Below are 21,402 nucleotides of genomic sequence, written 5' to 3' on the forward strand. Positions count from 1 at the left end.
GGTAAATAATGGAATGTAAGGTTAAAAAGAGATATGCAGCATATTTTGAAAAATTTAAATGTATAGGCGGAAAATGTAGTGATAGTTGTTGTGTTGGATGGAATATAGATATAGATAAAATAACATTTAAAAGATATTTTAAAGTTAAAGATACAGAAATGAGAAAAATGTTTCAAAAGAATGTTCAAAATAATGAGAGATGTAGTAGTGAGGATGTTGATTATGGAATAGTTAAATTAAAAAAGGATAAGAGATGTCCTTTCTTAGATAAAAAAAACTACTGTATTATTCATTCAAAATTAGGTGAAGATTATCTCTCAAATGTTTGCACATGTTTTCCGAGAGTTACTAATAAGGTAAATGATACTTATGAGATGTCTCTTGATGTGGCATGCCCAGAAGCTGCAAGACTTATTTTATTAAATGAAGAGGGAATAAGATTTGTAAGTAAAGAAGAAAAACTAGGAAAATATATAATATCAGCACAAGTAGATACAACATTGAAGGAAGTTAAAAACACTCCATTAAAATATTTTAAGGAAGTAAGAGATTTTTGCATAGAAATAATTCAAAATAGGCAATTTAAACTAAGTGAAAGGCTTTATGTTTTAGGAGATTTTATAAATAAACTAGATGATGGCTTTGAGAATAATTCAAATGAGATAGTTAAATTTATAAATGAATATGATGTTAAAACAACACTTAAAGAGTATAAAGATGAAGATATAAATTCCTTATTAGGAAATAGCAATATGAATTACATCATACAAATTAACTTTTTTATGAAGATGCTTAAAATTTTAAAAGTAGATAAGGAAATCGAAAGTGTTTCTTTCAAAAATTATACAGAAACAATGTTAAATGGGTATAATATTCAGGATGACGAATCTATAAGTAAAAATTCACATTTATATATAAAGGCATTTAAAGAGTATGAATATATTTTAGAAAATAAATATGACTATATATTTGAAAATTATTTAGTTAATTATATATATAATAATATGTTTCCTTTTAATGAAGTAATATCATTATTTGATACTTATATAATGTTATTAATGAGAGTTAGCTTTATTAAATTTTACTTAGTAGGATTATATTTAAATGGTGAGGATAATGATAACAAAAAAATAGCTGAATTTATACAAGTGTTTTCAAAAACCATTGAACATCATAAAAGTTTTTTAATGGATTCTTTAGCATATATAAAGAGAAATGAACTTAATAATATAGAATTTGCCAAGATGCTTTGATAAGAAGTTTTTATAATAAAATAATAAATTTAATATAATAATTATTGACTTGGAATTATTTATATTAGATAATATTATAAAAGAAAATAGAAGTAAATTTAAAGATAATGATAAGGAGTAGTACTTAAATATATTATTTTTAGAGAGCTAAGGGTTGGTGAGACTTAGTAATAATAATTTAAAGAAGCAGCCTTTGAATCGCTTACTGAGAACTAAGAATTTTTCTTAATGTAGGTAAAGCCGTATTTTCCTAACGTTAAAAGGAATAAAACATTATAATTATTATATATATAATAATTATAAAAGTTTTTACTGAGTGAGTAAAGAAATTTACTTATTAGGGTGGTACCGCGGAATAATAGCTTCGTCCCTTTTTATGGGGATGGGGCTTTTTTTATTACTTAGAAATTAGGAGTTTCTATATTAACTACTAATCAAAAGCAATTAATTTGAAACTAATTTTTGGAGGGTTATTTATGGAAGAAATTTTAGAGATTTTGGAACAAAATAGTAGATATAGCGATGAGCAAATAGCAGTAATGGCAGGAAAAACAGTAGAGGAAGTTAGAGAAGCTATTAGAGATTATGAAGAAAAGAGTATAATAGCGGGATATACTACTCTTATAAATTGGGAAAATACAGGTAAAGAAACAGTTACAGCTCTTATTGAAGTAAAGATAACACCTCAAAGAGGAGAAGGTTTTGATAAGGTAGCTGAAAGAATATATAAATTCGATCAAGTTAAGGCATGTTATTTAATGTCTTCAGGTGGATTTGATCTTACAGTAATAGTAGAAGGAAAAACTATGAAGGAAGTTGCAATGTTTGTATCTCAAAAATTAGCTATTCAAGATAATGTAATTGGAACAGCTACACATTTTGTATTAAAGAAATATAAGGATCATGGAACTATATTTAAAGAAAAGAAGGGTCCAAATAGGGAGGTAATATTTATATGATATTAGAAAATATGATAAGAAAAGAAGTAAGAGAGATGCCTCCTTCAGGTATACGAAAGTATTTTGATATAGTTAATGAAATGGAAGGTGTAATATCTTTAGGGGTAGGTGAGCCAGATTTTGTTACTCCTTGGAATGTAAGAGAAGCTGGAATATATTCATTGGAGCAGGGTGATACTCATTATTCTTCTAATGCAGGGTTTATAGAACTTAGAGAAGAAATAGCAAAATATTTATATAGAAAATTTGATTTAAAATATGATCCAAAGGATGAAATATTAGTAACAGTTGGTGGAAGTGAAGGGATAGATATAGCACTTAGAGCGTTAGTTGGACCTGGTGATGAGGTAATAATTCCAGAGCCGAGTTTTGTTGCATATAAGGGATGTACAGCTTTTACAGGAGCAACATCTAAAATAATTAATCTTAAAGCAGAAAATGACTTTAAATTAACAGCACAAGAGCTGGAAGCGGCTATTACTGAAAAAACAAAGGTTGTTATCATTCCGTTCCCTAATAATCCAACAGGTGCAATAATGACTAGGGAAGAATTAGCTCCACTTGTTAAAGTATTAAAAGATAAGGATATAATAGTAATTTCAGATGAAATTTATGCAGAATTATCTTATGATAAACAACATGTATCTATAGCAAGTTTTCCAGAAATTAAAGAGAAGACTCTTGTTATAAATGGATTCTCTAAGTCTTATGCAATGACTGGATGGAGACTTGGATATATCTGTGGACATCCGGTACTTTTAGATGCCATGAAAAAGATCCATCAATATGCAATAATGTGCTCACCAACAACAGCACAATTTGCAGCTATTGAAGCTTTGAGAAATGGTGATGAAAGTGTTAATAAAATGGTGAAAGAATATAATAGAAGAAGAAGAGTTCTAGTTGATGGATTTAGAAAATTAGGTTTAGATTGCTTTGAACCACTTGGAGCATTTTATGTATTCCCTTGTATTAAATCTACTGGGTTAACATCAGATGAATTCTGTGAAAGACTTTTATTAAAAGAAAAGGTGCTTGCAGTGCCAGGAAATGCTTTTGGAGAATGTGGAGAAGGATTTATTAGAGCATGTTATGCTTCTTCTATGGAAAATATAATAGAAGCTCTTAAACGAATTGAAAAATTCTTGAATGAAGAAGTTAAAAAATGCTAATTAATACTTATTTGAAATAGCACAAAATAGAATAGTGTTTTATATGAATGTTGATTTGAAAATACAGAAATGAATATTAAATTTATTTCTGTATTTTTTTTGTAATAAAAGGTATTGACATAAAGTTAACTTTACCCTGTAAGATAAATTTGTTGATTAAATTTAAGAAGATAATAAAATAAATTTTTTTAAGTTTTAGTAAAAATTAAATTATATGACAGTATATTAACAGGGTAAATATGGAAGGTAATATCTTAAATAAAATAAATGAGCCAAAGGATTTAAAAATCCTTAATAATGAAGAATTAAATTTATTAGGAGGAGAAATTAGAGAAGTATTAATTAAGAAAGTAAGTACAACAGGTGGACATTTTGGACCTAATTTAGGAATGATTGAAGCAACTATTGCATTACATTATGTATTTAACTCACCAATAGATAAAATAGTTTATGATGTTTCACACCAATCATATCCACATAAGATTTTAACAGGAAGAAAAGAAGCATTTATTAATCCAGAAAAGTTTTCAACTATAACAGGATATACATCTCAACATGAAAGTGAACATGATTTCTTTACAGTAGGTCATACTTCAACTTCAGTTAGCTTAGCTTGTGGATTAGCTAAGGCTAGAGATGTAAAAGGTACTAAGGAAAATATTATTGCTGTAATTGGAGATGGTTCTCTAAGTGGTGGAGAAGCTTATGAAGGGTTAAATAATGCAGCAGACTCAGGAAAAAATATAATAATAGTAGTAAATGATAATGATATGTCTATTGCAGAAAATCATGGTGGATTATACAAAAACTTAGCAGAGCTTAGAAAAACAAATGGAATGGCAGAAAATAATTTGTTTAAAGCACTAGGGTTTGAATATCATTATGTAGAAGAAGGAAACAATATTCAAGCGTTAATAGAAGTGTTCAATGAGGTAAAAGATACAAATCATCCAGTTGTAGTTCATATTCACACCATTAAAGGTAAAGGATACGAAGAAGCAGAAAAAAATAAAGAGGCTTTTCATTGGGTAATGCCATTTAATTTAGAAAATAAAGAACAAGGTATAATTGATTTTCCGGAAAGTTACACTGATATTGGAGGAAAGTTTTTAGTTGAAAAAGCTAAAGAGGATAAAAAAATTGTAGCAATAACAGCAGCAACGCCAGGACCTGTTGGATTAAATTATTTTAGAGGAGAAGAAAGTCTTAAAGAACAATATGTGGATGTAGGAATAGCAGAAGAGCATGCAATAGCATTTGCATCAGGAATAGCATCACAAGGAGGAAAACCAGTAGTATCATTATTAAGTTCATTTATTCAAAGGACATATGACCAATTATCACAAGACCTTGCAATAAATAACAATCCTGCACTTATAATGGTTTCTTGGGCTGGAATAAATGGGGGAGATGTTACACATTTAGGAGTGTTCGATATACCATTAATATCTAATATACCTAATATAGTATATTTAGCTCCTACAAATAAGGAAGAATATCTTGCTATGATGGAATGGGGAATAGAGCAAAAGAATCATCCAGTAGCTATACGTGTACCAAATGGGGATGTTATATCAACAGGAATTAAGGTTGAAGCAAGCTTTAATAAATTAAATGTTTATGAAAAAACTATAGATGGAAGTGATGTTGCAATTATTGGACTTGGTTCATTTTATGAACTAGGAAAAAGAGTTCACGAAAAATTAAAGAATGAAAGTGGTATAAATGCTACATTAATAAATCCTAGATTTATTACAGGAATTGATAAAGAGTTATTAACAGAACTACTAGATAATCATAAGTTAGTAGTTACTTTAGAGGATGGAATTCTTGATGGTGGTTTTGGTGAAAAAATTACTAGATTCTATGGAGATAAAGAAATTAAGGTATTAAATTTTGGCGCAACAAAGGAATTTACTGATAGGGTACCATTAGAAGAATTATACGAAAGATACCATTTAACCGAAGAATTAATTGTTGGTGATATTAAAAATATATTGAAATAATAACTATTATAATAAAATACCTTAAAGGAAGGTGTAGTTATATGATATATACAATTAAGCAGGTAGCGGAAATTATGGGAGTTTCAGTACCAACGCTACGATATTATGATAAAGAAGGGCTACTGCCCTTTATTGAAAGAAAGGAAAATGGAACTCGTTTATTTAAAGAATCAGATTTAAAGACTTTAGAAATAATATCGTGTATGAAGAAATCTGGAATGCCTATAAAAGATATTAAGGTGTTTATTGATATGTGTATAGAAGGGGATAGCACTTTAGAAAATCGCTTAGATATATTTATTAAAAGAAAAGAAGTTGTTAAGGAACAAATGGAAGAGCTCAATAAAATAATGGATGTAATTGAACATAAAATTTCATACTATGAAAAAGCTGTTAAGGCAGGAACAGAAGAAATTCATAAAAAAATAATATAAATTTAAAAGTAAAAAGTTAATTAATAATAGTAGAGTAGAGTTAAATTATTACGATAATTATAATCTATTCTACTATTTTTTTAGCATAAGATTAAAATTGCTTTATTAAGCGATAGATATGGTTAGTTGCAATTGTTCATATTATGAATAATTATGATTAAATAATATCGAAAATAAGAATATAAGTGATGGTATTAAAATAAATATTCTTTAAATGAACTATTAACAAAGAAAAAACTTGATTTTTGCTCAAAAAATGGATAAAATAAAATCATAAACTATGAATTTGTTGGGAGGTAATTAATTATGAGTAATATTAAATTTCCAGAGAACTTTTTGTGGGGAGGAGCAACAGCTGCAAACCAATTTGAAGGTGGATATAGAGAAGGTGGAAAAGGATTAAGTACATCAGATGTTATGACAGGTGGAACTCACAGTACAGCAAGAAGAATAACTCCAGAAATTGAAGAAGGAACATATTATCCAAGCCATGAAGCAATAGATTTTTATCATAGATATAAGGAAGATATAGCATTATTTGCAGAGATGGGATTCAAGACTTTTAGATTATCTATAAATTGGACAAGAATATTTCCAAATGGAGATGAACTAGAACCAAATGAAGAAGGATTAAAATTCTATGATGATGTATTTGCTGAATTAAAAAAATACAACATAGAACCATTAGTAACAATATCTCATTATGAAACACCATTTGGATTAACAAATAAATGGAATGGATGGTTAGGAAGAGAAACCATTGATTGTTATTTAAGATATTGTGAAACTATATTTAATAGATATAAAGATGTAGTTAAATATTGGTTAACATTTAATGAAATAAATATTTTAACTCATGGACCAGCAGCTGCCTTTATGGGTGCAGGAGTAATGTTTGATGAAATTAGAGAATTAAAATTTGGTGCAGCTGAAGATAATCATTATCAAGAATGTTTCCAAGCTTTACATCATCAATTTATTGCAAGTGCTAAAGCTGTTCAGTTAGGACACTCTATTAATCCAGAATTTAAAATTGGATGTATGATTGCATTTGGAAAGTTATATCCATATACTTGTAGTCCAGAAGATGTATTATTAGCTCAACAACAAGAAGAATTCTCGAATTTCTTATGTAGTGATGTACAAGTTAGAGGAGCATATTCAGGATTTGCTAAACGTTTCTTTAGAGAAAACAATGTAGATATTAAGATGGAAGAAGGAGATTTAGAGACTCTTAAAAATGGAACTGTTGATTTCTATACATTTAGCTACTACATGACAAACTGTGTAAGTAATAATCCAGATCTTGAAACTACAGGTGGAAACTTATCAATGGGCTTAAAGAATCCTTATCTAGAATCAAGTGATTGGGGATGGCAAATTGACCCAATAGGATTAAGAACCACTTTAAATGAAATCTATAATAGATATCAAATTCCAATGATGATTGTTGAAAATGGATTAGGTGCAGTTGATAAAGTAGAAGAAGATGGATCAATCAATGATGACTATAGAATTAAATACTTAAAATCCCATATTGAACAAATGAAAGAGGCAATTGGTGATGGTGTAGAACTATGGGGATATACTCCATGGGGCTGTATAGATTTAGTAAGTGCTGGTACTGGTGAAATGAAGAAGAGATATGGATTTATCTATGTTGATAAAAATAATGATGGTACTGGAACTTTAGATAGATCAAGAAAAAATAGTTTTTATTGGTACAAAAAAGTAATTGATAGTAATGGTGAAGAGCTATAAAATAAATGAACTTATAGGTTTGATTTGATATAAAATACATCACTGCGATATAAATCAGTATATAAGATTTATATCGTAGTTGTATTTTTAATTAAATAATTTTTAAATTCATTTTCTATTTTAGATAATTTTTTATTTTTCAAATGAACCAAACATAAATTACTAGATATTTTTTCCTTTATAAGTACAATAGAAATATTCGTTTTATCAAAGCACTCAACGGTTTTCCTCATAAGTGGTGAAATTCCCATTCCAGCAACGACAAGTCCTAATATTTTTTCTATTCTACTATTAAAACAAACTACATTAGGTTCGAATGAAAACTTTTTACACTGGCTAACAAAAAAATCATAAACTCCAGAGTTTTTTCCTAAAGAAATAAAATTTTCATTTGATAATTCTGAAATAGAAACATATTTCTTTTTTGAAAGAGGGTGAGTTTTAGGGACAATTAGTACAAGTTCATCTTGAGCTAATTGTGTAATATCTAAATTTGAATAATCTAATGTATCACTTCTTAAAAAGGCAAAATCTATTTTTTGAGATAACAACAAATTAAGTATTTCAGAATGTTCACCTTCGTGAAAAATTAATTGTAAATCTGTAACTTCGCTACTAAAGCGTCCAATAAGATTAGCAATGTTATATTGATTTATTACTGGAATATAGCCAATAGACAATTTAGGAAAAGAAGAAGTGAATTTATTCATATCAATTAATAATTCATCGTAGTTATTAACTATATTTAAAGAATATTTTTTTAAAGTAATTCCAGCATCAGTTAAATTAATATGCCTAGTACATCTTTCAAAAAGTACACAGTTAAGTTCTACTTCTAATTTTTTATATGTTTAGATAATGAAGATTGAGATATACATAATTCTTCAGCAGCTAAGGAAAAACTATTATATTTTTCTACACTTAAGAAGTATTTTAAACTTTCTATGTTCATAAGTTAATCACCGTCATTTCTATAAGATACTTATATTATATCATGATAGTAATTAATTTATTGAAAGAGCTTTAATACTTATTCCAAATTGGAATAAAAATATATCAATTAAGGAATTGTTATTAGAGGATAGGCTAAATATAATTTCAGTATATAGTAGTAACTTTAAAAATCTTTTTAATAATAGGAAAATTTAAAATGATAAAAATAGAACGTAATTATAAAAGTATAAATATAAAATTAGAAGTAATATTCGATAGGAATAATTTATGTGTATTAATATAGATGATATATTAAAGTAATACATAGATGGTTCTTACCGACTATTGCAATGAAATTTTCCGAGAATTAAAAGTTGAATTTTTTAAAGTTGCTACTAATAAAATTGATGTTAAAAAATGAATTTAATTATAGGAATTACGGGGACAACAGCTACTGTAAAGTATTAGATTGATTTAATATAGATATAGGAAATGATTTAAGATGGAGAGAAAAAGAGTATGAATAAAATAGAGATTAATGATTTAAGAAGTGCTATTGAGTATTTAAAAAATGTTAAAGGACAATTAGTTAAAAGTGATGTTGAAGTAAATTCACATGGAGAGCTTGCAGGAGTATATAGATATATTGGAGCTGGAGGAACTGTAAAGAGACCAACAAAGATAGGTCCAGCTATGATTTTTAATAATATTAAAGGACATAAAGATGCTAAAGTTATAATAGGACTTTTAGCTAGTAGGGAAAGAGTTGGGATGCTTCTAGATTGTGCACCTAAAAGATTAGGTTTTTTATTAAATGAAGCAGTAAAAAATCCAATAAATCCAATAATAATAGATAATGAGAAGGCACCATGCCAAGAAGTTGTACATTATGCAACTGATGAAGGATTTGATATAAGAAAAATATTACCTGCACCTACAAATACTGAGGAAGATGCTGGACCATATATAACTTTAGGAATGTGTTATGCAAGAGATCCTGAAACTGGGGAAGGTGATGTTACAATTCATCGTTTATGCTTACAAGGAAAGGATGAATTATCTATGTTCTTTACACCGGGAGTAAGGCAGTTAGATGCATTCCGTAAGAAAGCAGAAGAAAGTGGAGAAGCACTACCAATATCTATTAGTATAGGCGTTGACCCTGCAATTGAAATAGCATCGTGCTTTGAACCACCAACTACACCAATTGGATTTAATGAATTATCTATAGCTGGAGCAATAAGAAATAAACCTGTTGAAATGGTTAAATGCTTAACTGTTGATGAAGCTGCAATCGCAAGAGCTGAATATGTAATTGAAGGTGAATTAGTACCTAATAAGAGAATAAGAGAAGATAAGAATACAAACACTGGAAAGGCAATGCCTGAATTTCCTGGTTATACAGGTGAAGCTGCTAAAGAATTACCCGTAATTAGAGTAAAAGCAATAACTCATAGAAAAAATCCAATAATGCAAACTTGTATAGGACCTAGTGAAGAGCATGTTAATATGGCTGGAATTCCAACAGAAGCAAGTATAATACAGATGGTTGAAAAAGCAATGCCAGGTAGACTTGTAAATGTATATGCTCATCCAGCAGGTGGGGGAAAATATATGGCTATATTACAAATTAAAAAGAGTATTGCTAGTGATCAAGGGAGAGAAAGACAGGCAGCACTATTAGCATTATCAGCTTTTTCCGAATTAAAAACTGTAATATTAGTTGATGAAGATGTAGATCCATTTGATAGTAATGATGTTTTATGGGCATTAAATACTAGGTATCAAGGTGATATTGACACAATATTTATTCCAGGGGTAAGATGTCACCCATTAGACCCTTCACAAAGTCCAGAATATAGCTGGACTATTAGAGATAGGGGAATAGCTTGTAAAACTATATTTGATTGTACTGTACCTTATGAATTAAAAGATAAGTTTAAGAGAGCTAAATTTACTGAAGTAGATTTAGAAAAGTTTAAAATAGAAGAATATAAATAATAGTAAGTAAGGGACATGAAAGTAACTTTTGATGTCCCTATTAAATAGTTTAATACATTAATATTTAATTCTAGATTTTTCGTTATTTATATTTTATCAATATGAATGTATGTTGTATTTTATATTATCAGTAATTTTTTATATTATAAAAGACTTCATAAGGAACTGCAAAAGTGCCATTACCAATTCCGATATCATTATTTGGCCTATAAGATCCATGAAAATCAGTTCCACCAGAAGGAATCAGTTTATATTTTTTGATTAAGTAATCTACAAATCTATAATCATCATCATTAAAGGTTGGATAATACTTTTCAATACCTCTAAGTCCTAAGGAAATCAGATATTTAATATGTTCTTCAACTTTGGATTTATTGATATTTGAAAAACCATTCCTATTATTATAGTGAGCTAAAATTGATACTCCACCTGATTTGTTAATCATATTAATTGCTTCTTCAATAGGAATTAATTCATTTTTTCCATATGGTATAGGATCTAAATAAGTATTCCAAATTAATTTACTATTATTACAGATATTATTATCTATAAGATACTTATGAATATCATGTCTAGATATAAATTCATCAAGCTTTTTTTCTTTTAGAATATTAATATCAATACTTAAGTTATGTTTATACTTCAAATACTTAAGAGTGATGGGAAGAGATTCTTCTCTAGCTTTCTTCATTTTAATATATGGATTTAAAAAATTCACATTATTAATATCCATTCCTAAACCTAATATATGTAGCATTCTACCATCAGGATATAGTGCACTAATTTCAATTCCCGGAATGAAATTTATACCATATTTTTTTGAGGCTATATTAGCTTCAAGTATTCCTGAAATGCTATCATGATCTGTTAAGGATAACGCTTTTACATTATTTTTAAACGCAGCTTGTACTACTTCAGTAGGACTACATGAACCATCTGATATAAGAGAATGTGTATGAAAATCAACTAAATTTACCATATAATCACCTCAAAATAATTATATCATATAAGAATTTGAATAATACTGTAATATAAATCAAAATATAGAAAATAAATTTGAGTTATTATAGTATAATAAAATATAGTGAAGAAGATAAATGATACATAAATCAGTATTATGGAAAAGGAGAAGCATATGATAAAGTTAATTGCATCAGATATGGATGGAACATTATTAAATGATGAACATACTATATCTGAAGAAAATATAAAGGCTATAAAGATAGCAGAAGAAAGAGGATGTCATTTTACAATAGTAACAGGAAGAGATTATAGTGGCGTCAAGAATTTTTTTCAAGAGTTCGATTTAAAATGTGAATGTATTTTAAGTAATGGAGCAGAGTATAGGGATATTAATGGAGATGTAATTGAAAGAATAACCATTGATAATGATACTGTAAGAAAGATAGTACAAGTGATGATGGAAGCTAATGTTGCTATTGAAATGTTTACTGAAGATGGCATGATTATAATAAATGAAGATATTTATAAAGAAAGTTTATTACAAAGATTTAGAAGATATAATAAGGGAAAAACAGATTTAGAGATTATTGAAATAGCAAGAAATATGTATGATACTTGGAAACCTGAGATGATTAAAGATGTAGAAGGATTTTTAGATAGTAATACAGATATATTAAAGATAATGACATATCATGAAGATGCTCAGTATATTAAGGAACTTAAAGAAAAATTAAAGAATATAGAAGGTGTTGCAGTAGCATCAACATTTGCAAATGATATAGAGATAAGTAATATACAAGCTCAAAAAGGATTAATACTAGCAAAAGTTATAGAAAAAATGGGTATAAAAAAAGAAGAGGTTATAGTTCTTGGTGATAGTTTTAATGACTATTCTATGTTTACAGAGTTTGAAAACTCTTTTGCTATGGAAAATGCAATACCTGAAATAAAAGAAATCGCAAAATATATTACAGATAGCAATGATAATGATGGAGTTGCAAAGGCCATTTATAAAGCTTTAGAATGGAAATAACATAAGATAAAAACATATTATAAAAGTAACCTTGATTTAATAAAATCTCTATAAGCTTTATTGAAAAAAAGCTTATAGAGATTTTTAATTTTTAAAATAAGATTTTTAAATGGTGTTAATCAGATAAATATAATAAAGTTTTGATATAATAGTAAATAGATATAATAATAAAATTTGTAGGAAGAGAGGAATAAATAATGATAAAATTAATAGCAAGTGATATGGATGGAACCCTACTAAATGATAGTCATATGATATCTGAGGAGAATTTGAAAGCTATAAAAAAAGCACAAGACATTGGAAAACATTTTACAATTGTAACAGGAAGAGACTATGATGCAGTAAAACCATATTTAGAAGAGTGCAATTTAAGATGTGAATGTATTTTAAGTAATGGTGCAGAATATCGAGATATAGATGGTAACGTTATTGAAAGTATATATATGAATAAAAAAAGTGTAAAATTAATATTTGATATATTAAATGAAGAAGGTTTATATATTCAACTAATGAGTAATAAAGGCTCATATATAACCAATAAGCAAAGTGATAAAGAAGCACTTATAGATAGGTTTAAATTATTTAATCCAAAAATGAACGAAGAAGAAGTTATTGAATTTATTGAAAAGTTCCATAAATCAAGAAAAATGAATTACATAGATGATGTATATGAATTTTTAGAAAGTGACAGTGAGATATTAAAAATAATAACATTTAATAATGATGTAGAATTAATTGCAAGAGTGAAGGATAGATTAAGAGAAAATATTTCAGATATAGCAGTAGCATCAACTTTTTCTAATGATATAGAAATAAGTCATATAGAGGCTCAAAAAGGATTGATTTTAGCTAAGGCTATAGAAAAGATGGGAATTGATAAAAGTGAAGTAATAGTATTAGGAGATAGTTTTAATGATTACTCAATGTTTACTGAATTTGAAAATTCATTTGCTATGGAGAATGCTATACCAGAAATAAAGAAAATTGCAAAATATATTACAGATAGCAATGAAAATGATGGAGTTGCAAAAGCTATTTATAAGGTTTTAGAATAAAATAAATATTATATATAAATAAGAGGTTGTAATATATTACAATCTCTTATTTATATAGATATTTTAGGGTATAGTTATATTGTTAATACAATTATATAACATTTCAACAAGTGAGTATAAAACTCCAATAAGAGTTAAACAAATTAATAAATTCATAATAGACACCTCAACATTTAATTTATATTAATATTACTAGGGTAGTTAAAATTAATTAAAGTTATGCATTAGATTTATTAATAAAGTAATAAGATTTTTACTTAAAGAAATAAGTGAGTTATTGGCATGATACATATACCTAAAAATATGGAGGCTAATGAAATTCTAGTATAGCCATATTTTCTTGATGATGGAATAAGCTCAGCAAATGAAATATAAAGCATAATTCCACAGACTACAGCAAAAATTATACCAAGAATAAGTTCATTTATAAATGGTTTTAAGCATAAGAAAGCAATTAAAGCACCTAATGGCTCAGCCATACCAGATAAGAAGGAATATTTAATTGCTTTAAATCTACTTTTAGTAGCAAAATAAATGGGCATTGCTATAGCTATACCTTCTGGAATATTATGAAGAGCTATAGCAAATGTTACAGATAATCCAAGTCTAGTATCTTGATAACTAGAGACAAAGGTAGCAATACCTTCAGGAAAGTTATGTATCATTAGAGCAATGGTAGATACAAGTCCTACTCTAAAAATATCAAAGTCATTTTTAACTTTAGGAACAGTTCCTTTTTCTTCCGCAGGTATAAAGCTATCGATTAAATAAGCCATTAAAGCACCTATTAGTAAGAAGAGTATTGACCAGAGTATACCACTAACTTTTCCATGATATTTAGATATAGCATTTTCGGCTGTTGGAAATAAGTCGGTAAATGATACTGTTGTCATAACTCCAGCTGAAAAACCTAAAGCAAATGTAAGAAATCTCTCATTTCTGTTTTTAGTAAAAAAAACTATAACAGCTCCTAAAACGGTTGAAAGACCGGCTATTGTAGATAGAATTAAGGGAAAAATAGAATTTTTATCAAGCATAATATACCTCTCATTAATTATTGTTACATATATTATCTTATGATTGAAAACAAGTAAAAAGAATATAAATTTTTACAATATATTGGTATAATTATGTAATAGTAATTTTAATAGGGGGAAATAAATAATGTTGGGAACTATAGTAAACTCTATTGCTGTTATAGTTGGATGTTTAGTTGGTCTTGTTGTAAAAGGAAGGCTAAATGAAAAAATAAGTATAACTGTTATGCAAGGATTAGCCTTATGTACTTTATATATCGGAATTTCAGGTGCATTAAAAGGAGAAAATACTTTAATAATGATATTATCAGTTGCTATTGGTGCGTTGATAGGTGAAATAATAGATATTGATAAAAGGTTGAATAATTTAGGTGAATATTTAGAAAGTAAATTTAATGGTAAAAAAGAAAGCAATGTATCAATAGCAGAAGGTTTTGTTTCTGCGAGTCTTTTATTTTGTGTTGGAGCAATGGCTATAGTAGGTTCACTTGAAAGTGGATTAAGTGGTAATCATAATACGTTATTTACTAAGTCTATTTTAGATGGTATATCATCAATCATTTTTACATCATCATTAGGAATAGGAGTTATATTTTCTTCAGTGGCCGTTTTTATATATCAAGGGGGAATAACATTAGGAGCAGGATTGTTATCAGGTATATTAAATTATATGGTTATTGCAAATATGAGTGCTGTAGGAGGGTTATTAATAGCTGGACTAGCTTTTAATATGTTAGGAGTGACAAAAATGAGAATTGCAAATTTGCTTCCAGCAATATTTTTACCAATAATTTTTCAAATTTTTATACGATAAAAATAATTTATAATAATAAAAATATATTTACATTCAAAATAATATAGATATGTAGTAATATATTAATTAATAGGGGGTGATATAAGATGAAAAAAGATTATTCAGCACTTATATGGGGAATTGGATTTATTATTTTAGGAATTATTTTTGCAGGAAATACACTAAATTTATGGAGTATCGATGTATTTTTCCCAGGATGGTGGACATTGTTTTTAATTGTTCCAGGTTTAGTATCTATGATTAAGTATGGATTTAATTGGGGTTCAGGAATATTAGTTATAGTAGGAATAATACTTCTTTTTGATAGATTAGATATTATAAGTGGAGCTATTATGTGGAAATTAGTAGTACCATTAGTTTTAGTAATTATAGGTATAAGTATAATTAGTTCATTTTTTAAAGGAAATAGCAAAAAAAAAGGCATTGATATGGAATTTAGTGAAAGTAAATCTTATAAGTATGACTCTATAACATATCCACATTATACAGCAATCTTAGGTGGGGGAGAGTTTAAAAATAATAGTGAGGATTTAAAGGGAGTTTATGCAGAAGCCATATTAGGTGGACTAGAAATAGATTTAAGAGATGCGAAGATAACAGAAGATATAGTTTTAGAGCTTACAGCTGTTTTAGGCGGTATAGATATATTTATTCCGGACAATGTAGGAGTAGAAATAATTTCTGGCACACCTATTTTAGGTGGCTTTGAGCATAAATTAAATAGAAATATAGTTTCTGGACCAAAAGTAAGAATTAAATATACTGTAGTACTAGGTGGAATAGAGATAAAATAGTTAAAAATATAAATTTAATAAGATGAATTATATAATAGTTCTAAATTTAGGGCTATTATTTTTTTTTATTTCAATTATAATAATAAATATTATTTAATAAATACTTTATTTTTATATAAACATAATATAAAGAGAAAAATATAATAAGTTTAAGCTTATGGAAGTGTATAAAATTACAAACCATAAAGAGAGGATGTGTTTTAGATGAAGGTTGTAATAATAGGTGGTGTAGCAGCAGGAATGAGCGCTGCCGCTAAGTTTAAGAGACTCTCACCAAATGATGAAGTAATAGTTTATGAAAAGGGAGATATAGTATCTTTTGGTGCGTGCGGATTGCCTTATTATGTAGGGGGATTTTTCGATGATTCAAGAGAAATGATAGCAAGAACTCCAGAGGAATTTAAGGCATCAGGAGTAGAAATACATATAAAGCATGAAGTTTTAAGTGTTGATTTTAAAGCTAAAAAGCTACATATAAAAAATTTAATTTCAAATGAAATATTAGAAGAAAATTATGATAAGTTAATGATAGCAAGTGGTGCAAGAGCAATAATTCCACCAATTAAAAATGTTAATTTAGAAAATGTAGTTACTTTAAAATCATTAGATGATGGTAATAAGTTAAAAGATTTAATGGCAAATGAAGAGTATAAAAAGGTTACTATTATTGGAGCTGGGTTCATAGGGCTTGAAGCTGTAGAGGCAGCAATGCATAGAGGTAAAGAAGTTACAGTTATTCAACTTAAAGATAGAGTACTTCAAGAAGTATTTGATAAAGATATAACAGATTTATTAGAGGATGAATTAAGAGATAGTGGTGTTAATCTTTTATTAAACGAAACAGTTGTTGAACTTATAGGAGATGAAAAAGTTTATAAGGTTAAAACTAATAAAAGAGAATTAGAAACAGATATAGTTATACTGGCAACAGGAGTTAAGCCAAATACTGATTTCTTAAATTCTGATGAAATAGAAATGATAAGAAATGGAGCAATAGTTGTTGATCAATATGGAAGAACTTCAGTAGAAGATGTTTATTCAGCTGGAGATTGCGCAACTATAAATAATCTAATTACAGGTAAGCCTGTATATGTTCCACTTGCAACAGGTGCAAATAAGCTTGGAAGAATAGTTGGAGAAAATTTAGCTGGACAAAATAATTCATTCCAAGGTTCTATGGCATCAAGCTGTATTAAGGTTATGAATATGGAAGCAGCAAGAACTGGGCTTTCAGAAAAAGAAGTTAAGGATTTAGGATTCGATTATAAGACTAAATTTATAACTGATATGAATCAAACTAGCTACTATCCAGGTAGAGAAAGAATTTATGTTAAGCTTATTTATGATGCACATACTAAAGTTATTTTAGGTGGGCAAGTAGCTGGATATAAGGATGCTGTTCAAAGATGTAATGTTTTAGCGGCGTGTATTTATGCAAAAATGACTACAGATCAATTAGGCATGTTAGATCTTTGTTATTCACCACCATTTGCAAGAACATGGGACGTTTTAAATGTAGCAGGTAATGTATCTAAATAGTTATAACTAAATCAAAGTTTTAAAATAGCAACTAAAGATAAACTTAGTTGCTATTTTGCATTTGTATTATAGTGATAGTAAACGATTAATAAATATACTATATTATTAATAAAAAGTTATTTATAATTTTAATTTAGTATTTTATGATTTACTTTATTAAAATTTTATGTAATAATATTATATATTTTGTGCCTAATTAATAAAAAAATTTTATTAATAGTTGCAATTAACATAAGTAATTTTTAGTTTTTAAAATTACTTATGTTAAAAAAAAACTATAAAATTAGGAGTGAACATATGAAAATAGGATTTGATCATGAAAAATATTTAGAGGAACAATCAAAGTACATATTAGAAAGGGTTAATAACTACGATAAATTATACTTAGAGTTTGGTGGAAAACTTTTATTTGATTTACATGCAAAAAGAGTTTTACCAGGATTTGATGAAAATGCAAAAATCAAATTATTACATAAGTTAAGAGAAAATGTTGAAGTAGTTATTTGTGTTTACGCTGGTGATATCGAAAGAAATAAGATTAGAGGAGATTTCGGTATTACATATGATATGGACGTTTTAAGACTTATTGACGATTTAAGAAGCTACGATTTACAAGTTAATTCAGTTGTAATAACTAGATATAATGATCAGCCTTCAACTACTGTTTTCATAAATAAGTTAGAAAGACGTGGAATTAAGGTTTATAAGCATAGAGCTACTAAAGGATATCCAACAGATGTTGATACAATAGTAAGTGAAGAAGGGTATGGAAAAAATCCATATATTGAAACTACTAAACCAATAGTAGTTGTTACTGCACCTGGACCAGGAAGTGGTAAGCTTGCTACATGTTTAAGTCAGTTATATCATGAAAATAAGAGAGGAAATGTTGCTGGATATTCTAAGTTTGAAACATTCCCAGTATGGAATGTTCCATTAAAGCACCCATTAAATATAGCTTATGAAGCTGCAACAGTTGACCTAAAAGACGTTAATATGATAGATTATTTCCATTTAGATGCATATGGGGAAACTGCAGTTAACTATAATAGAGATTTAGAAACATTCCCAGTACTTAAGAGAATTATAGAAAAGATTACTGGTAAAGAATCAGTTTATAAATCGCCAACAGATATGGGAGTTAATAGAGTTGGATTTGGTATAGTTGATGATGAAGTTGTTAAGGAAGCTTCAAGACAAGAAATAATAAGAAGATACTTTAAAACAGGTTGTGAATATAAAAAAGGTTATGTTGATAAAGAAACATTTGAGCATGCAAAGCTTATAATGGAACAGGTTAATTTAAAACCAGAAGATAGAAAAGTTGTTACACCAGCTAGAGAACGTGCAGTAAAATTAAAAGAAGAAAATAGGGAAATTTGTACAGCAGTTGCATTAGAATTAAATGATGGAACTATTCTTACAGGAAAAGGGTCTGAACTTTTAGATGCATCAGCTGCAGTGTTATTAAATTCTGTAAAATATTTAGCTAATATTGCAGATGATATGCATTTAATTTCTCCTGTTATTTTAGAACCAATTCTAGCTTTAAAATCTAAAACATTAGGAAATCAAAAGATTTCTTTAAATTGTGAAGAGGTTCTAATTGCTTTAAGTATTTCAGCTGCAACTAATCCAACAGCGCAAGTAGCTATGGAGAAGTTAGGAATGCTTAAGAATTGTCAAGTGCATTCAACAACAATACTACCAACTACTGATGAGCAAACATTTAGAAAGCTTGGTATAGATGTAACGTGTGATGCTGAATATGCTTCAGAAAGTTTATTTTACAATAACTAAAATATCAAGAATTAAATAAATAATAGAGGATGTGTATTTTTACATATCCTCTATTTTTATTTAATAAATAAATTAAAGTTATTTTGCAATATAGTAGAAAAAGAAATTAGTAATATTAGATTTTAATCGGTAAAAGGATTTATAGACATTGTAACTAAGATGAATTTTAAAGAATAAAATATAAAGAAGATATTACAAAGGAGGAAAAATGAGATGACACAATATAAAGGAATAGATATTAGTAATTGGCAAGGAAGTATAAACTTTTCAGAGGTAAAAAATAGTGGAGTACAAATAGTTTATATTCAAGCTACAGAGGGTAATTTTTTTACTGATCCTTATCTTCAAGAATTTTATGATGAAGCATCGTCTAAGGGATTATCAATTGGATTTTATCATTTTTTTAGTCCTTCAGTTTCTGCGGATGAACAAGCAAAATATTTTACAAAAGCTATAAGTGGAATGACTAGTGAATGTAGATTAGTATTAGATTTAGAACAATCAGGAGGAATTGGAGCAGACGAATTGTCTAGAATTGCAGTTGATTTTTTAGAAAATGTGAAGGCGAATAGTGGATTAGATGTTGCATTATACACTTATGCAAGCTTTGCTAATAATAATATTACAACTGGATATGGATTAGAAAATTATCCATTGTGGATAGCTGAATATGGAACTAGTTATCCAGAAAGTAATCCTATATGGGGAACTAGTTATGCAGGATGGCAATATTCTGATACAGGATATACACCTGGAGTAAATGGTAATTCTGATTTAGATATATTTAATGAAAGAATATTATTAGATGACAAAGTAAGTATACCAGGAAATCGGAATGAAGAGTCAAGTCATGGCTCTGTAAAATATTATATTGTAAGGTCTGGAGATACTTTAAGTAAAATAGCATCAAGGTTTGGAACAACAACTCAAGAATTAGTTAAATTAAATGATATATCAAATCCTAATTTAATTTATGTAGGACAAGTTTTGAAGATATATACAAACAGACAAGTTCAAAAAGATGATAATAATTTTAGTAGCACCTATGTTGTAGTAGCTGGAGACACATTAAGTAAAATAGCATCAAGGTTTGGAACAACAACTCAAGAATTAGTTAAATTAAATGATATATCAAATCCTAACTTAATTTATGTAGGAGAAATATTAAAAATTCCAGTGATAAATTCAGTTAAGAGTGGAGCATCCTCAAAGCAGTATCAAAGCACTTATGTAGTACAGAATGGTGATACTTTAAGTAAAATAGCATCAAGGTTTGACACAACTGTCCAATATTTAGCAAGAATAAATGGAATAAAAAATCCAAATCTAATATACACAGGGCAGGTTTTAAAAATTGAATCATCAGGAAGTTCAGTACAAGGAAGTAGCACAACATCTACTTATGTAGTTAGGGCAGGTGATACTTTAAGTAGTATTGCATTGAGATTTGATACAACAGTCAATAATTTAATAGATTTAAATGATATAGCAAATCCAAATTTAATTTATGTAGGACAAGTTTTAAAAATATAAAGCAATATATTGTTAGATTGGTTAAATAAAAAGAGGGATTATATAAATTAATATAGATTTACTAGTATAGAAAGTTAATGATATTATCTTCAAGCCTACTATAATATCATTAACTTTTATTATTTTACAATAATATTATAATCATAGTTAGTTCATTAAATTAAATAACCAATTTTTAATTTCATTATTATATAGTAAATTTAGAATAAGTAGCATGACATATTACTAAGTTTATTTAGAGGTATTTATATTTAATATTAATATTGGTAAAAAAATGAATAAGATTAAACTTAAATACATGAAAGGAATAACAGA

18 protein-coding genes and 1 other annotated feature are annotated in these 21,402 nt (G+C 27.7%); of the genes, 14 read left to right on the plus strand and 4 right to left on the minus strand.

Annotation, left to right across the window (positions count from 1 at the left end):
* The first annotated feature begins 8 nt into the window (after positions 1-8).
* From fliB to HMPREF0216_RS06140, 6 genes are all read left to right on the plus strand, one after another.
* Positions 9-1,253, plus strand: a complete 1,245-nt coding sequence (gene fliB / locus HMPREF0216_RS06115; protein ID WP_005212509.1) for a flagellin lysine-N-methylase — start codon at positions 9-11, stop codon at positions 1,251-1,253.
* 98 nt (positions 1,254-1,351) lie between these two features.
* Positions 1,352-1,628 (plus strand) — a binding site (T-box leader).
* A 101-nt stretch (positions 1,629-1,729) separates the two neighbouring features.
* Positions 1,730-2,212: an Lrp/AsnC family transcriptional regulator gene (locus HMPREF0216_RS06120; RefSeq protein ID WP_005212511.1), complete on the plus strand. Its 483-nt coding sequence runs from the start codon at positions 1,730-1,732 to the stop codon at positions 2,210-2,212.
* The gene (locus HMPREF0216_RS06125) at positions 2,209-3,384 is read left to right on the plus strand and encodes an aminotransferase class I/II-fold pyridoxal phosphate-dependent enzyme (protein ID WP_005212517.1); all 1,176 of its coding nucleotides are present in this window, start codon (positions 2,209-2,211) and stop codon (positions 3,382-3,384) included. Before HMPREF0216_RS06120 ends, HMPREF0216_RS06125 begins: the two co-directional genes overlap by 4 nt.
* A 239-nt stretch (positions 3,385-3,623) precedes the next feature.
* The gene (locus HMPREF0216_RS06130; protein ID WP_005212521.1) at positions 3,624-5,390 is read left to right on the plus strand and encodes a 1-deoxy-D-xylulose-5-phosphate synthase; all 1,767 of its coding nucleotides are present in this window, start codon (positions 3,624-3,626) and stop codon (positions 5,388-5,390) included.
* Between the two features lie 41 nt (positions 5,391-5,431).
* Positions 5,432-5,824, plus strand: coding sequence for a MerR family transcriptional regulator (locus tag HMPREF0216_RS06135; RefSeq protein WP_005212523.1), 393 nt, complete (start codon positions 5,432-5,434; stop codon positions 5,822-5,824).
* A 306-nt stretch (positions 5,825-6,130) separates the two neighbouring features.
* On the plus strand, positions 6,131-7,585 hold the full coding sequence (locus HMPREF0216_RS06140) for a glycoside hydrolase family 1 protein (RefSeq protein WP_005212525.1): 1,455 nt from the start codon (positions 6,131-6,133) through the stop codon (positions 7,583-7,585).
* Between the two features lie 68 nt (positions 7,586-7,653).
* Here HMPREF0216_RS06140 and HMPREF0216_RS06145 read toward each other — a convergent pair whose 3' ends face one another.
* Together HMPREF0216_RS06145 and HMPREF0216_RS16725 are read right to left on the minus strand one after the other, a co-directional pair.
* The gene (locus tag HMPREF0216_RS06145) at positions 7,654-8,295 is read right to left on the minus strand and encodes a LysR family transcriptional regulator substrate-binding protein (protein ID WP_005212531.1); all 642 of its coding nucleotides are present in this window, start codon (positions 8,293-8,295) and stop codon (positions 7,654-7,656) included.
* A 125-nt stretch (positions 8,296-8,420) separates the two neighbouring features.
* Positions 8,421-8,537: a LysR family transcriptional regulator gene (locus HMPREF0216_RS16725; RefSeq protein ID WP_005212533.1), complete on the minus strand. Its 117-nt coding sequence runs from the start codon at positions 8,535-8,537 to the stop codon at positions 8,421-8,423.
* Positions 8,538-9,037: 500 nt separating this feature from the next.
* Between HMPREF0216_RS16725 and HMPREF0216_RS06150 the strand changes: the two genes are divergently transcribed.
* Entirely contained in the window at positions 9,038-10,519 is a 1,482-nt protein-coding gene (locus HMPREF0216_RS06150) for a UbiD family decarboxylase (RefSeq protein ID WP_005212542.1), read from the plus strand.
* A 127-nt stretch (positions 10,520-10,646) separates the two neighbouring features.
* On the opposite strand, the gene HMPREF0216_RS06155 is transcribed toward HMPREF0216_RS06150, so the two are convergent.
* Positions 10,647-11,498 carry a PHP domain-containing protein gene (locus HMPREF0216_RS06155; RefSeq protein ID WP_005212545.1) on the minus strand — a complete coding sequence of 284 codons (852 nt, stop codon included), beginning with the start codon at positions 11,496-11,498 and terminating at the stop codon, positions 10,647-10,649.
* Positions 11,499-11,654: 156 nt separating this feature from the next.
* Here HMPREF0216_RS06155 and HMPREF0216_RS06160 point away from each other — a divergent pair, with 156 nt between their 5' ends.
* Positions 11,655-12,515, plus strand: a complete 861-nt coding sequence (locus HMPREF0216_RS06160) for a Cof-type HAD-IIB family hydrolase (RefSeq protein WP_040419123.1) — start codon at positions 11,655-11,657, stop codon at positions 12,513-12,515.
* A gap of 197 nt (positions 12,516-12,712) precedes the next feature.
* On the plus strand, positions 12,713-13,570 hold the full coding sequence (locus tag HMPREF0216_RS06165; RefSeq protein WP_005212549.1) for a Cof-type HAD-IIB family hydrolase: 858 nt from the start codon (positions 12,713-12,715) through the stop codon (positions 13,568-13,570).
* Positions 13,571-13,827: 257 nt separating this feature from the next.
* On the opposite strand, the gene zupT is transcribed toward HMPREF0216_RS06165, so the two are convergent.
* The gene (zupT, locus tag HMPREF0216_RS06170; protein ID WP_005212551.1) at positions 13,828-14,607 is read right to left on the minus strand and encodes a zinc transporter ZupT; all 780 of its coding nucleotides are present in this window, start codon (positions 14,605-14,607) and stop codon (positions 13,828-13,830) included.
* A gap of 127 nt (positions 14,608-14,734) precedes the next feature.
* On the opposite strand from zupT, the gene HMPREF0216_RS06175 reads away from it, so the two are divergent.
* The 5 genes from HMPREF0216_RS06175 (at position 14,735) to HMPREF0216_RS06195 (ending at position 21,087) form a co-directional block, all read left to right on the plus strand.
* Positions 14,735-15,421, plus strand: a complete 687-nt coding sequence (locus HMPREF0216_RS06175; RefSeq protein ID WP_005212553.1) for a DUF554 domain-containing protein — start codon at positions 14,735-14,737, stop codon at positions 15,419-15,421.
* A gap of 86 nt (positions 15,422-15,507) precedes the next feature.
* A complete protein-coding gene (locus HMPREF0216_RS06180) occupies positions 15,508-16,215 on the plus strand; it encodes a LiaF transmembrane domain-containing protein (protein WP_005212555.1) in 708 nt (235 codons plus the stop codon).
* 204 nt (positions 16,216-16,419) lie between these two features.
* Positions 16,420-17,754 (plus strand): CoA-disulfide reductase, encoded by a 1,335-nt coding sequence (locus HMPREF0216_RS06185; protein WP_005212558.1) that lies wholly within the window; start codon positions 16,420-16,422, stop codon positions 17,752-17,754.
* Positions 17,755-18,051: 297 nt separating this feature from the next.
* On the plus strand, positions 18,052-19,554 hold the full coding sequence (locus HMPREF0216_RS06190) for a DUF1846 domain-containing protein (protein ID WP_040419125.1): 1,503 nt from the start codon (positions 18,052-18,054) through the stop codon (positions 19,552-19,554).
* Positions 19,555-19,767: 213 nt separating this feature from the next.
* Positions 19,768-21,087, plus strand: a complete 1,320-nt coding sequence (locus HMPREF0216_RS06195; protein WP_005212562.1) for a LysM peptidoglycan-binding domain-containing protein — start codon at positions 19,768-19,770, stop codon at positions 21,085-21,087.
* Positions 21,088-21,402 lie beyond the last annotated feature (315 nt).

This window comes from Clostridium celatum DSM 1785 (assembly GCF_000320405.1).
GTDB lineage: Bacteria > Bacillota > Clostridia > Clostridiales > Clostridiaceae > Clostridium > Clostridium celatum.